13 protein-coding genes are annotated in these 12,735 nt (G+C 57.0%); 9 read left to right on the forward strand and 4 right to left on the reverse strand.

Translation table 11 applies throughout. The features are described from left to right. The first annotated feature begins 3 nt into the window (after positions 1-3). Both ACOSDM_RS12085 and ACOSDM_RS12090 read left to right on the forward strand, forming a co-directional pair. Entirely contained in the window at positions 4-783 is a 780-nt protein-coding gene (locus ACOSDM_RS12085; protein WP_420724786.1) for a class I SAM-dependent methyltransferase, read from the forward strand. Beyond that, positions 780-1,799 carry a FemAB family XrtA/PEP-CTERM system-associated protein gene (locus tag ACOSDM_RS12090; protein WP_420724787.1) on the forward strand — a complete coding sequence of 340 codons (1,020 nt, stop codon included), beginning with the start codon at positions 780-782 and terminating at the stop codon, positions 1,797-1,799. The genes ACOSDM_RS12085 and ACOSDM_RS12090 overlap by 4 nt, the downstream gene beginning before the upstream one ends. On the opposite strand, the gene ACOSDM_RS12095 is transcribed toward ACOSDM_RS12090, so the two are convergent. The 3 genes from ACOSDM_RS12095 to ACOSDM_RS12105 all read right to left on the reverse strand — a co-directional run bounded on the left by ACOSDM_RS12095 (position 1,782) and on the right by ACOSDM_RS12105 (position 4,864). Further along, entirely contained in the window at positions 1,782-2,663 is an 882-nt protein-coding gene (locus ACOSDM_RS12095; RefSeq protein WP_420724788.1) for a polysaccharide deacetylase family protein, read from the reverse strand. The genes ACOSDM_RS12090 and ACOSDM_RS12095 overlap by 18 nt on opposite strands. A 2-nt stretch (positions 2,664-2,665) precedes the next feature. Further along, entirely contained in the window at positions 2,666-3,826 is a 1,161-nt protein-coding gene (locus ACOSDM_RS12100; RefSeq protein ID WP_420724789.1) for an FAD-dependent monooxygenase, read from the reverse strand. Between the two features lie 105 nt (positions 3,827-3,931). Then, on the reverse strand, positions 3,932-4,864 hold the full coding sequence (locus tag ACOSDM_RS12105) for a LysR substrate-binding domain-containing protein (RefSeq protein ID WP_420724790.1): 933 nt from the start codon (positions 4,862-4,864) through the stop codon (positions 3,932-3,934). A gap of 105 nt (positions 4,865-4,969) precedes the next feature. Here ACOSDM_RS12105 and ACOSDM_RS12110 point away from each other — a divergent pair, with 105 nt between their 5' ends. From ACOSDM_RS12110 to ACOSDM_RS12140, 7 genes are all read left to right on the forward strand, one after another. Next, on the forward strand, positions 4,970-5,572 hold the full coding sequence (locus ACOSDM_RS12110; protein WP_420724791.1) for an amino acid synthesis family protein: 603 nt from the start codon (positions 4,970-4,972) through the stop codon (positions 5,570-5,572). Continuing rightward, complete coding sequence (locus tag ACOSDM_RS12115) at positions 5,541-6,362, forward strand: alpha/beta fold hydrolase (protein ID WP_420724792.1); 822 nt, start codon at positions 5,541-5,543, stop codon at positions 6,360-6,362. Before ACOSDM_RS12110 ends, ACOSDM_RS12115 begins: the two co-directional genes overlap by 32 nt. A 2-nt stretch (positions 6,363-6,364) precedes the next feature. Beyond that, positions 6,365-7,297, forward strand: coding sequence for a flavin reductase family protein (locus tag ACOSDM_RS12120; protein WP_420724793.1), 933 nt, complete (start codon positions 6,365-6,367; stop codon positions 7,295-7,297). Positions 7,298-7,299: 2 nt separating this feature from the next. Next, positions 7,300-8,334 (forward strand): LLM class flavin-dependent oxidoreductase, encoded by a 1,035-nt coding sequence (locus ACOSDM_RS12125; protein ID WP_420724794.1) that lies wholly within the window; start codon positions 7,300-7,302, stop codon positions 8,332-8,334. A gap of 10 nt (positions 8,335-8,344) precedes the next feature. Then, entirely contained in the window at positions 8,345-9,826 is a 1,482-nt protein-coding gene (locus tag ACOSDM_RS12130) for an aldehyde dehydrogenase (RefSeq protein ID WP_420724795.1), read from the forward strand. A gap of 106 nt (positions 9,827-9,932) precedes the next feature. Then, positions 9,933-10,937: a rhodanese-related sulfurtransferase gene (locus ACOSDM_RS12135; protein ID WP_420724796.1), complete on the forward strand. Its 1,005-nt coding sequence runs from the start codon at positions 9,933-9,935 to the stop codon at positions 10,935-10,937. Then, positions 10,930-11,592 carry a glutathione S-transferase gene (locus ACOSDM_RS12140; RefSeq protein WP_420724797.1) on the forward strand — a complete coding sequence of 221 codons (663 nt, stop codon included), beginning with the start codon at positions 10,930-10,932 and terminating at the stop codon, positions 11,590-11,592. Before ACOSDM_RS12135 ends, ACOSDM_RS12140 begins: the two co-directional genes overlap by 8 nt. Here ACOSDM_RS12140 and ACOSDM_RS12145 read toward each other — a convergent pair whose 3' ends face one another. Beyond that, a complete protein-coding gene (locus tag ACOSDM_RS12145; RefSeq protein WP_420724798.1) occupies positions 11,593-12,570 on the reverse strand; it encodes a D-2-hydroxyacid dehydrogenase in 978 nt (325 codons plus the stop codon). Positions 12,571-12,735 lie beyond the last annotated feature (165 nt).

Below are 12,735 nucleotides of genomic sequence, written 5' to 3' on the forward strand. Positions count from 1 at the left end.
CCCATGACGTCACACCCTTCCAACGATAAGCCCTCCTTTCACGCGGACCGGGACGTAGATGGCCTGTATCAATCCATGCGGGCCCGGTTCGGGGGACAAAATCCGGGGGCGAATGGATATCGCAGCACAGGCTTTTTCCGCCGGGAACAACTGATCGTCTTTCAGGCCTTGTCCCAGGATATCATGACTCTGCCGTCAGATCTGACACGGGCACCCGTGATCGACATCGCCTGCGGATCCGGCCTGATGCTGACCCCATGGCCCGGCGCATCGGAAAGGCTGGTATTTGGCGTGGACTATAATCAGCAGGCCTGTGACGACGCCCGCCAGAATGGCGTTGCGATACTGCGAGGGGATGCCTTTAACCTGCCCTTCGCCAATGACAGTGTGTTCCAGATGGTCAACTGTCAGTTCCTGAATCAACAACAGGAAAGTGCCCGCCGTCCCTTCCTGATGGAAATACATCGGTGCCTGAAGCCGGGCGGTCGGTTTGTGTTGTTATGGCGTCATGCAGACAGCCTGTTGCATAAAACAGCCCATGCAATCCTGTCTCGATTGGATCATCTGCGCGGCCTGCCGCAATTTCCGCAGATACGCCACCCCCTGGCCCAGATCATTGACCAGGCAGAACGGGTGGGATTTGACGTCAAACGGTCGGGCGTGACGCTTCCCTTTTCTCTTGGAACACAACAGCGTCCGAAAATCCTGAAATCAGAAAATCCACTATCGGATATCCTTGGCGCATCCAATTTTCTGTTGTTGGAAAAACGGAGGGGGGTGTGAAGATTGAAGCAATCGAAACCTGTCCCACTGACGCCTGGGATGCCTTTGTCAGGGATCACCCAGACAGCACCCCCTTTCACACAAGCGCCTGGCATCGCGTGCTGCGTCATGGATACGGCTTTCCAAACAAAAGTCTGATCGCCACACAGGATGGAGACATCGCCGGTATTCTGCCCTTGTATCTGGTTCGTCAGCCACTGGGCGGGCGCGTCCTGATTTCAGCACCACAAGCCGTTTACGGGGGCGCTTTGGCCAAGGATGTAATGGTGCAATCGGCTTTGGAGGAACAAGCCCGCGCCATTGCCGCGCAAGCAGGGGTCGCCTATCTGGAAATTCGGGGAGCCGGTAGTGTTGGTGAGTGGCACAGCCTGTCCCACTATGCCACCTTCCGAAAGACGCTGCCGCGTCAGACCTGCGAGGTTCTGGGCAGCATCCCCCGCAAACAACGCGCTGAGGTTCGGAAAGGCGAGAAGCTGGGCCTGACCGTTGAGGTTGATACAACACTAGATCGTTTCTATCCGATTTACGCGACAAGCGTCCATCGCCTGGGCAGCCCCGTTTTCCCGAGGCGCTATGCAGAAGGGCTGATGCGGGAATTTGGTGAGGATTGCGAAATCCTGACTGTCACACAAAATGATGAGGCAATCGCCAGTCTTCTGTCCTTGCGCCATAAGGGTTGGGCCATGCCCTATCACGCGGGTGGCACCAACAAGGCAATGGCGCTGTCCGCCTTTCCAGTCCTGTATGCCGCAGCCATGGAACGCGCAGTGCAGCGCGAGGATCATGGATTTGATTTTGGCCGCAGCATCACAGGAACCGGGGCCTTCGATTTCAAAAGGAACTTCGGGTTTGAGCCGACCCCCCTGACCTACCGCGTAGCCTTGATCCGCGCCACCCAGCCGCCCGATATGCGCCCGGACAATCCCCGCCTGAAACCCATTGTCGCCGCATGGAAAATGCTGCCCGCCCTGATTGCCAATCGATTGGGTCCCTGGGTATCAAGACAGGTGGTTTGATACAGGCTGTTCCGTGCAAGGATTAAGCGGCAGAGGCGGGGCCGCTTCAAACTCACCCGCCGCCAATCGCACCCCTAAAGGGTTGCCAACGGGCAGGCCAGCGCCTCCTTCCAAAAGCCATTCCAGCTTCGCCAATGCGGGCCGACGGTTGGCCCATAACAATATGCTCATCCATAGGGGCGCACCATGCGGGCGACAGAACGGTTCCGCAGCGTCGATGTCATAGGGGTGCAGATAGCTCCACAAAGCCGTTTGATCCTGCCTATCGCGCAAGGCACGCCGAATTAGAGATCGTGGCAGATATCGAAAATAAATGCCCCCCAGAAAGGGCACAGTCAGCGGCCCCACTTTCGTGATCGGGGATGGCAGTTCCAGCAAACCCGACGGCCATCTAAACGGTGTCTTTGGCAGGCCCGGATAGCCATAAAGCGGGCTTCCGGCAGGCAATGTGCTGGACGAATACCCAAACCCCAATTGGGGCAGAATATCGGTCACCCAGTGTGTCTGGGCTGTCAGCGAAAAACTGGGCGCGCGATACCCAATGACCGCAGCAGAAATACAATCCTCCAGCCGGGCCTTTGCGCGGTGGGTCTGCTCCTGAAACTCCGTCAGAGTATGAGCCCTTAACGGTTTGTGATTGAAGGAGTGCAGGCCAATTTCATGACCAGCTTCTGAGATTTGCCGCAACAAGTCCGCATCGGTCTCAATCAAATCTCCGACTACGAAAAACGTTCCCTGCACTCTATACCGTGCCAGCAGGTCCAGCAGCTCACGCGTGCAGACCGCATGACGCTTTGGACCAGGGGCATCGCCACGATGATCTTCAATATCCAGCGTGATGGTTAGGCAAGAATCTTTCGACATCCCTAAACCGTCGTGTACTTGGCTTGAAAATAATTTTCAAAAACGAGCCGGGGAAGCCAACGCATGGCATTATTGCGGGCGAACTCAATCGTCCCCCTTTGCGGCACATACCATTTCACGGCATCCCGCGTAGCCTTTTGCATCGCATCTATTTTCGACTTCTGAGCCCCCTGATAGGAGGCGAAGGCTTGCATTGGATCATGGATATGAATAACCAATTCCTTTGCCAAATGAGCGGCACCAACCATCGCCGCCGCCGCCCCCCGACCAGAAAACAGGGTCAGGCAATGGGCTGCATCCCCAACCAGGGAAACCCTGCCCTGATACCAATTTGTCAATTCGATCTGGCTGAGCCGATCCATATAAAAGGCGCGATCCTGTGGGCAGTGTTCCAAGGCGGCCTGCGATTGCGGCGAACTGTCCTGGAACGCATTTTTTAACAGAGATGCCCGGCCCGGCCCGTCGGCAGGCGGGGCCTGAGCCCTTTCCGCCCAAACGAAGACACATCCGATCTGATCTGGTGCGGTGGAAAACGTCGCCATATACCGGTGGCGCTCCATATATGTGCGGAATTCTCTATTTAGATTCAGACGATTGTCACAGCGATAGGCAGCGCAGAACAGACCCAGATCGTGATTGCGAATATCCGAAGGCGCAAAGGCCAGTTTGCGTGTAATGGAGTGCACCCCATCCGCACCGATGACCGCCGTAAAGCGATCCTGACGGCCATCGCTGAAAGTGACATCAACCCCCTCGCCGTCTTGAGACAGGGCCACAATAGATGCGTTCAATTGGATGTCAGCATGGGCCGTCGCTATATCTGACAGGCACTGCGCGACATCATTGCGCATGGGCTGAATGACCGCGACCTGCCCGAAAAGCCTATCATATTCCAATGCCAATAACCGCGTACCGGTTCGATCATGATAACTGGACCGTTCGATCCGGTGCACCATTTGCTGAAGCGGTGTCAGAATGCCCAGCTCTTGGGCGACCTGATAGGCGGCATCGGACAAGGATACCAGAAATCCACCGCCACGCATTTCCGCATCACGCTCTACCACCGTCACGGCGATTCCAGATTTCCCCAAAATGATCGCAGCGGTAAGCCCCGCGATTCCCGCACCCACGATCAGAATTTTTGCATTTTTTCTATCGGACAAAGAATTTCCAATTCCCAAAGCAGCTTATTGCACAAGACATATCACGAAAAATCCCCTCCCGCACAGTAACGCGATCGATATCTGGATCAAACGGGAAAGCCTGGTTTATGATCCGAAATGCTGTCTTTTTGCGTCAGCCATTGCCGTTGCACGGCTCGTTTCCAACTGCAACCAGGTTGTGAACAGGTCAACATCTGACGGATTGGCCCGTGGATTTATTGCCAGAAAATAACCGTCTTTGGTGGGGGCCGTCATCGCGTGGGCCTGCACCAAATCCCCGGCGGCCAGGCTGGGGGCAGCCAACAGCGCGCTGGTCACGCCAACACCCAGGCCAGCACGGGCAAAATCAATAACCAGACCGTGGGAATCGGCCATCAAATCCGGCTCCGGCAGGGTGGATATACGACAATGCTGGGCCCAGCGCTTCCAGTTATCGCTGGTCCCAACAGCCTGTATCAATCGCTGCTGGCGCAACGCCTCTGTGGACATAACAGGACGGCCCGTGCGGGCGACCAGATGCGGCGCAGCGACAACGATCAATTCATCCGGTCCCAACCGTTCAGCCCCCTTCCCCATATGGGACTCGGTTCCAAAACGCACTTCCACATCCGCTGAAGACCGACTGAACTCATCAGGCCACACGGTAGTGATCACACGCAGGGACAGGGTAGGATTGGGGTCCATTAGGCGCGCCAGTCCGGGCACGAAATACCATTGCGCGAAGCTGACACTGGCCGCGACAGTCAACAGACCGGACTCCGATGCGCCCTCAAATATACCCGCGGCATTGCTCAGGCTGCCCATGGCGGCCGTCACATCGGGCAACAGCCTGCGCCCGGCATCGGTCAGCGCCAATCCACGGGGTTTGCGTTCAAACAGGATTGTGGAGAACCGAACTTCCAAAGACCGCACATTCTGACTGATGGCCGATTGGGTCAGCCCCAATTCCTCCGCAGCCGCCGTGAAGCTCAAATGGCGGGCGGCACTTTCAAAAGCCCTGAACCAAGCCACAGGCGGCAATGCGCGTGCCATCAGCATAAACCTAACCATTAATGATACTAATGTCTATGACGTCAAAAGCATCATTTGTCAAATTCAGCCCAGGGTCGGACACTCGCCGATAACAATAAAGGGATAGACAGAATGAAGCCGGAAATTCGCAAAATAGTGACCTTCGAGGAAGAAACACTGATCGAAGGGTTCAAGGCCACCGAGACGCCCTGGCGGCTGTATGCGGTTGCAGCCGTTGTGCGCAACCCCTGGGCTGGTCGATATGTTGAGGACCTGAAACCGGAAATACAGGCCTATGGGCCGATCCTGGGGACCATGCTGACCGAACGCATTCTGGCCATGGCAGGCGGCGGCGACGCTGTTGAAGCCTATGGCAAGGCCGCCGTCGTGGGGCTGGATGGAGAGATCGAACACGCATCGGGCCTTATCCACACATTGCGATTTGGCAATCATTACCGAGAGGCGGTCGGGGCGAAATCCTACCTGTCCTTCACCAATACGCGCGGCGGTGCGAATGCCCCAATCAGTGTGCCCTTGATGGACAAGAATGATGCGGGCCGCCGGTCCCATTATCTGACAATCCAATTCGCCATTCCCGATGCGCCCCGTGCCGATGAGATTGTCGTCGTGCTGGGCGGTGCCAGCGGGGGACGGCCCCATCATCGCATTGGGGATCGCTATCAGGACTTAAAGGATCTGGGACATGACCTGGACAACCCTGCCGCGGTCAAATAGCGCCACTGGCCTGGCCTGGCACCAGCGCGGATCGGGACCTGCCGTTATCCTGATCCACGGGGTTGGCCTGCGCGCCGAAAGCTGGGGCGGTATTCTGCCGGGCCTGGCAACACAACACACTGTCTATGCCCTGGATTTACCGGGACATGGCGACAGCCCTATGATCGATAAGGCTGATCCAACAGTTTCAGACTATACCGATCAAATCGCTTCCAGCCTGCAGGAGCTTCCTGGGCCCGTTTGTGTTGCAGGGCATTCCTTGGGGGCACTGATATCGCTGGACCTGGCTACGCGGTATCCCGAAGCTGTAAAGGCAGTCGCAGCCCTGAACAGCATCTATCGACGCAGTCCGGCTTCTGCGCAGGCGGTCCGCGCCCGCGCGACATCCCTGGCCCAGGCACAGTCCGGTCAGGATGCGGACCCACAGCCGACGCTGACACGCTGGTTCGGCAATCCACCAGCCCCGGCCAATCAAGCCGCAAATGATGCCTGCCGGGACTGGCTAATCCATGGGTCCCTGCCTGGATATGCGGCGGCCTATCATGCCTTTGCCTTTTCGGATGGGCCAGATGATACGGCTTTGGAGCAGATTGCCTGTCCAGCGCTGCTGTTGACCGCATCCGGTGACCCGAATTCCACCCCGGCAATGTCTGAGGCTCTGGCCCGGATCATCCCAAATGGTCGCGCCCATATCATTAGCGGGGCTGCCCATATGGCCCCGATGACCCATGCCGCGATGATCGCAAAAATCCTGGCAGAGTATTTCGCAATGGCCGGAGGGGATGCGTGACCATGACCCTGGACCCGATTTCCCTGCGCACTGCCTTTGGCAGCTATATGACAGGCGTCACCGTTGTCACAGCGATGAGCCCCGACAGCGTTCCCGTCGGCTTCACGGCAAATTCCTTCACCTCGGTCTCCCTGGATCCACCCTTGTTGCTGGTGTGTCCTGCAAAGCGTTTGAGCAGCTATGACCTGTTTCACACCTGCACCCGATTTGCCGTGAACATACTGGCCGATGATCAAGCCGCAATTTCCACCCTGTTTGCCAGTCGCACAGAAGATCGCTTTGGCCAGGTGAATTGGGCGCAAGACGCATGGGGCAGCCCGTTGATTGAGGGTGCAACCGCACAGTTTTCCTGCCGCGTCCATAATCGCGTGGAGGCGGGCGACCACGATATTCTGATCGGGGAGGTTCTGGATTTCGATAGCAATGACAAGCCGGGACTGGGCTATGCCAGTGGTGGATATTTCAGCCGCAGCCTGGAGCACAAGGCCCAAACCGGCGTCGCAACGGAAATGGAGAAACGCTTTGTCGGTGGTATCATTTCTTACGGGGACCAGCTTCTGCTGACCCCCACAGAAACCGGGCTGCGTTTACCCCATTTCCGGGTGCCCGCCCGCACAAGTGCCCTGGATACCCTGACCCATGCGCTTGATGGAACAGGCATCGAAATCGGTGCTGTCTATTCAATCTATACCGATACCAAAGCGGATCGCAGCTACACCTTCTATCGTGGCACCGCCCCTTCTGTAGAAGTCGCCAATCTGGGCAGATTCCTGCCTTTGGGCAGCGTACCACAGGCGCTGACCGGCCCCATGGCAGAGCGGACCATCATCGAGAGATACATTCTGGAAAGTCAGAACCAGCAATTCGGGCTGTATGTCGGGGATGATGAATATGGCGACCTGCATCCCGTCCATCCCGTTCAAAAAGGAAGTTGAGTATGGAATTTTCATTATTTGCCCATATGGAACGGCTGACCGCAGACCAACCCCATGATGTTCTGTATCAGGAATTCCTGGATTTATGCCAGATGGCCGATGACGGCGGGATGCGCGCGATCTGGACCGGGGAGCATCACGGGATGGAATTCACCATTGCCCCCAACCCCTTCATCACGCTGACCGATGTCGCGCGCCACACGAAAAACCTGCGCCTTGGAACCGGCACCGTTGTGGCGCCATTCTGGCACCCGATCAAACTGGCGGGAGAGGCCGCGATGACCGATCTGGTCACCGGTGGACGCCTGGAGCTGGGGATCGCGCGCGGGGCCTATAGTTATGAATATGAACGCCTGCATCCTGGCCTGGATGCCTGGCAGGCGGGCCAGCGACTCAGGGAAATCGCCCCCCTGCTGCCGAAACTATGGGCCGGGGATTGCGCCCATGAGGGGGAGTTTTTTCAATTCCCCAGTACGACCGCTTCACCCAAACCTTTACAGCCAAAGGGACCGCCCATCTGGGTTGCGGCCCGCGATCCTAACAGCCATGAATTCGCCGTGCATAATGGCTTTAATGTTCAGGTCACGCCGCTGTGGCAGGGGTCAGAGGAAATCGAAAGCCTGATGCAGCGCTTCAATGCTGCCTGTGCCACCCATTCCGGTCCCAGACCCAAGGTCATGTTGCTGCACCATACCTATGTTGCGGCGGATGAAGACGACGCCCAAGAGGCCGCCAATATCTTCAGCCGTTTCTATTGCTATTTTGGGGCCTGGTTCCAGAATAAAAAGCCGGTCTCCCAAGGCTTGATCGAAACGCTGGACGAGTCAGAAATTGCGGGCAATGCCATGATGGCCCCGGAAAATATGCGTCGCGACCTGACCATGGGAACGGCACAGGAGGTGATTGATCGCCTGAAACGCATCGAGGATCTGGGCTATGACGAATTCTCCTTCTGGATCGACAGCGGCATGACGACAGAGCGGAAACGCGCCTCCCTGTCCCGTTTCATTGATGAAGTAATGCCCGCCTTCAGCTAAAGGAATTGCCATGACCAACCTCCCCCACTTTCAAATGTTCATCGACGGCACCTGGTGCGAGGGCGCATCCGGGCAAGTGATGGACAGCCACAACCCTGCAACGGGGCAGGTCTGGTCCACCTTCGCCTGCGCCGCGCCGCAGGATATCGATCGCGCCATCGCCGCCGCAGTCCGGGTTCTGGATGATCCCGCCTGGCGGGACATGACCCAGACCCAGCGGGGCAAGCTGCTGTACCGTCTGGCGACCTTGATTGAAGAAAACGCGGAAGAGCTGGGCCGGTTGGAGACCACCGACAGCGGGAAGCTGGCGACGGAAACCGTCGGGCAGACCCGCTATGTCGCCGATTACTACCGCTACTTTGCAGGCCTGGCCAACAAGATCGAAGGCGCGGTTCTGCCCATCGATAAGCCAGATATGCATGTCTATACCCAGCGCGCGCCCATCGGCGTCGTCGCGGCCATCGTCCCCTGGAATGCGCAGATGTTCCTGACGGCAACAAAGCTGGGCCCCGCTTTGGCGGCAGGGTGTGCCATCGTGTTGAAGGCATCAGAAATCGCCCCAGCCCCCATGCTGCATTTTGCCAAATTGATCGAACAGGCAGGCTTCCCCGCAGGGGTCGTTTCCGTCGTCACCGGGGATGCACAAGGTTGTGCCATCCCCTTGACCCGGCATCCAAAGGTGGACCGCATCGCCTTTACTGGCGGCCCTGAAACCGCGCGCCATGTGGTGCGCAATTCCGCAGAGAATTTCGCGGTCACAACCCTGGAACTGGGCGGGAAATCCCCTATCCTGGTCTTTGAAGATGCAGACCCCGACAGCGCCGCCAATGGCTTAATCGCAGGCAATTTCGGGGCCTCAGGACAATCCTGTGTGGCCGGATCACGGGGCTATGTTCACCGCTCGCTCTATGAAAAAGTCGCTGCCCTGGTGCAGCAGAAGTGCCAGGACCTGATTGTGGGCGACCCGCAGGACCCCAAGACACATATTGGCCCCTTATGCACCACGACCCAGATCACCCGCATTGAGGAAACCCTTCAAAAGGTCACGGACCAGGGAGGGAAAATTCGGTTTGGCGGCATGCGCAAGGCCGGGACCGACGGCAATTATTTTATGCCCACACTGGTCACCCATGACCAGCCCGACCTGGAAACCCTGACGGTGGAAATGTTCGGGCCTGTCATGACCCTGATCCCCTTCGATACGGAAGAAGAGGCCATCGCCTTGGCAAACGATAGTGATTATGGCCTGGGGTCTGGTATTTTCACGCATTCCCTGGCCCGCGCGCACCGGGTGTCATCGCGCCTGCGGGCCGGGATCTGCTGGGTCAACACCTACCGCGCCATATCCCCCATCGCACCGTTTGGCGGCTTCAACCAATCCGGCTATGGTCGAGAGGCCGGTAGGGAGTCCATCCTGGATTATACCCGTACGCGTACAACCTGGATCAACATCTCCGACGCGCCCATGTCCAACCCGTTTGTCATGCGGTGATTTGAATAGGGCCCAAGGGGCGCTTGACTCTCGAAATTATCGCCAGGGCATGGTACAGCACGTCGCAATGCAGAATAATATTAGCTAATTTCGGAGTTAATGCGTCGTGACCCCTGTCACCGAGTCCCGTACCCAAATAGACACAACCCCCATCATCGTGGCGGCGTTGTATAAGTTCATGGCCTTACCGAACTTTGACGCGCTGCGCCAGCCCATTCTTCAGGCCTGCCAATCGGTGGATGTCTGCGGCACCTTGCTACTGGCGCCAGAAGGGATCAATGGAACCATCGCGGGCAGCCGTGCAGGTATCGATGCCGCCCTGAACAGCATTCGGGAATTGCTGAACTGCACCGATCTGGAGCACAAAGAATCGCACGCCGTGGAAACCCCATTCTATCGTATGAAGGTGAAGCTGAAGAAGGAAATCGTCACCATGGGTGTGCCGGGCATCGACCCGACGCAGACGGTTGGTACCTATGTCGCGCCCGAAGATTGGAATGCGCTGATCAGTGATCCCGATGTCATCGTCATCGATACCCGCAATGATTACGAAGTTGGAATCGGCACGTTCCAGGGCGCAATTGATCCAAAGACGGAGACATTCCGTGATTTCCCGACCTGGTTCGCGTCACAACCAGACCTGACACCAGACGCCCTGGCGGGCAAAAAGGTGGCGATGTTCTGTACCGGGGGCATTCGGTGTGAAAAGGCAACTGCCTTTGTCAAACAACAGGGGATCTCCGACGTCTTTCACCTGAAAGGCGGCATTCTGAAATATCTGGAGACTGTGCCTGCTGAAGACTCCCTGTGGCAGGGAGAATGTTTCGTATTCGACCAGCGTGTGTCGGTAAAACATAATCTGGAATTGGGCAGTTATCAGGTTTGCCATGCCTGTCGCCAACCCGTCGATTCAGTCGCGATTCAGTCCTGGAAATATGTGATCGGCGTCAGTTGCCCCGCCTGTTATGACGCCCATGACGAGGATCGCAAAGAACGCTTTCGGGAGAGACAGCGCCAGATCGAACTGGCCCAGGCAAAGGGCAGAATGCATATTGGCGATCAGTCCCGCGCGCCTGGCACCAAACCAGCCGCCAAGAAAAGCCATGCCTGATACTCTGCCTGTCCTCTACAGCTTCCGGCGCTGCCCCTATGCCATGCGGGCGCGCCTTGCGCTCAGCATCAGTCGCCAGCCCTGTGCCTTGCGCGAAGTCGTGCTGCGCGACAAGCCCGCGGAGATGATTGAGATTTCCCCCAAGGCAACGGTCCCAGTGCTGCAACTGCCCCAGGGGGATGTGTTGGAAGAAAGCCTGGACATCATGCTGTGGGCGCTGAACCAGAACGACCCCGATCAATGGCTATCCCCGCCACAGGGGGATATGGCCTCAATGCGGGACATAATCGCCCAGAACGATGGCCCCTTCAAATATCACCTGGATCGATACAAGTATCCGCACCGATACGAGGACGTGACCGATTCGACCGAACACCGACAGGCGGGATTCGATATCCTGACCGAACTGAATGACCTATTGGCGCAGACGGATCAGCTCTTTGGTGACAGAATCAGCCTGGCGGATGCGGCCCTGTTCCCCTTCATCCGTCAATTCGCCAATACCGACCGGGACTGGTTTGATACGCAGTCCTTGGCGCATCTGCAACGCTGGCTGGCGGGTCACCTTGCCTCCCCCTTGTTTGAGGGGATCATGGCAAAGTACCCCGCCTGGCAAGCGGGCGATGAGGAACCCGTTTTCCCCGCGCCGGTCTGATCAGTATCCTTTCTTCGGATCGACGATGTTTTGCAGTTGGTCACCGGCCAACCACCGATCCAGATTGTCGCAAAAGGCGCGCGCATTGTTGACGTGCCAGTCTTTGACCGAATCGGCCATATGCGGCGTTACAATCACACTTTCATGCTCCCATAAGGGATGATCCTTGGGCAGGGGTTCCTGCTGGAACACATCCAGAATGGCGGTTTTCACCTTTCCACTGTCCAGCGCCCGCAACAGGGCGTCTTCATCCACCACTGCACCGCGTGAGGCATTCAGGAAGATCGCCCCATCTGCCATCGCCGCGAAGGCATCGTCGCTGATCATGCCTTTGGTTTCCGGTGTCAGCGCCGTATGGACCGACACGAATTCAGCCCCCGTCAATGCCCGCATGATATTGTCTGAATCATACACCTCATCAACATTGGGTGTTGGGCGGGCGATGCCGCGGGTACCGACAACGCGCAGATTCAGCGCTTTTGCATACCCGGCAACGGCCTGTCCGATATTGCCCAGCCCGATGATACAGAATCGCCGGTCATCAAACGGTTGCCATTCTTCCATGCGCCACAGCTTCTGGCGCTGTTGCCGCGCATAAAGGGGCATGCCGATATTCGCCGACATATGGGCCGCAATGGCATATTGCGCCAAGAATGGTGCATTCACGCCCGATGCGTTGGTGACAATTTTCTCTTTGGAGTTCCATTGCCCCATATGTTCAACACCGGCACCACTGTTGGAAATCCATTGCACGGAAGGATGATTGATCATGACCGGAAACTTGGATTTTGGAACCGGTTCCCCTGGATAGGCAAAAATCACCGTCGGGTTGAATTCTGCCAGAGTTGCGTCCAGCGTATCTGCATCGCTGAGGAATCGTATTGTTAAATCCGGGAACCGCTCTTTGAAAAGGGGCGCCAGAGCCTCGGGCTTGTCATTGGTGATCAGCACTCTGTGGTCATGTTCCATTGTTTTCATTTTCTCCCATGCAACAATTTTATCCTGGAACGCTAGCCTACTGATCCGAATTCTAAAAGCATGTATCGACAGGAAAAAAGCGGAACAGAGGTTACAAGACTTTCCCAAACCCGCGAGTCGCCCCATAAGCCTGATCAAGCGCCACAAAACTTTCTTTTAAAAAGT

The organism is Hwanghaeella sp. LZ110, from assembly GCF_048892525.1.
In the GTDB taxonomy this organism is placed as follows: Bacteria; Pseudomonadota; Alphaproteobacteria; order UBA8366; family Aestuariispiraceae; genus Pacificispira.

Coding starts and splice junctions, on each gene's coding strand:
- ACOSDM_RS12120 (WP_420724793.1), top strand. CDS start 6,365: ATGACCCTGGACCCGATTTCCCTGCGCACTGCCTTTGGCAGCTATATG.
- ACOSDM_RS12085 (WP_420724786.1), top strand. CDS start 4: ATGACGTCACACCCTTCCAACGATAAGCCCTCCTTTCACGCGGACCGG.
- ACOSDM_RS12095 (WP_420724788.1), bottom strand. CDS start 2,663: ATGTCGAAAGATTCTTGCCTAACCATCACGCTGGATATTGAAGATCAT.
- ACOSDM_RS12140 (WP_420724797.1), top strand. CDS start 10,930: ATGCCTGATACTCTGCCTGTCCTCTACAGCTTCCGGCGCTGCCCCTAT.
- ACOSDM_RS12125 (WP_420724794.1), top strand. CDS start 7,300: ATGGAATTTTCATTATTTGCCCATATGGAACGGCTGACCGCAGACCAA.
- ACOSDM_RS12145 (WP_420724798.1), bottom strand. CDS start 12,570: ATGAAAACAATGGAACATGACCACAGAGTGCTGATCACCAATGACAAG.
- ACOSDM_RS12110 (WP_420724791.1), top strand. CDS start 4,970: ATGAAGCCGGAAATTCGCAAAATAGTGACCTTCGAGGAAGAAACACTG.
- ACOSDM_RS12115 (WP_420724792.1), top strand. CDS start 5,541: ATGACCTGGACAACCCTGCCGCGGTCAAATAGCGCCACTGGCCTGGCC.
- ACOSDM_RS12130 (WP_420724795.1), top strand. CDS start 8,345: ATGACCAACCTCCCCCACTTTCAAATGTTCATCGACGGCACCTGGTGC.
- ACOSDM_RS12105 (WP_420724790.1), bottom strand. CDS start 4,864: ATGCTGATGGCACGCGCATTGCCGCCTGTGGCTTGGTTCAGGGCTTTT.